Origin of the sequence: Mesorhizobium delmotii, assembly GCF_900149755.1 — a bacterium.
Classification (GTDB): Bacteria; Pseudomonadota; Alphaproteobacteria; order Rhizobiales; family Rhizobiaceae; genus Mesorhizobium; species Mesorhizobium delmotii.
The window spans coordinates 1-279 of the sequence record NZ_FUIG01000086.1; the positions used below are offsets into that span (position 1 = coordinate 1).

Below are 279 nucleotides of genomic sequence, written 5' to 3' on the forward strand. Positions count from 1 at the left end.
ATGACGACGTTGCGGCCCTTGGGGCCGAGCGTGACCTTCACTGCGTCGGCGAGGATGTTGACGCCGCGCAGCATGCGCTCACGGGCATCGCGGGAAAATTTTACGTCTTTGGCAGCCATTTTTAGCTCCTGGCAGGGGCTTGAATTGAGCCCGAAGATTTAAGTGACGGTGAGGCCGATATTCAGCCGATGATGCCCATGATGTCGGATTCCTTCATGATCAGAAGGTCTTCGCCATTGAGCTTGACTTCGGTGCCCGACCACTTGCCGAACAGGATGC

At 56.6% G+C, this 279-nt stretch carries 1 pseudogene; it reads right to left on the reverse strand.

From position 1 onward, the window contains the following. Positions 1–181 precede the first annotated feature (181 nt). Positions 182–279 (reverse strand): annotated as a pseudogene (locus BQ8482_RS34400) (co-chaperone GroES); the annotation flags it as partial.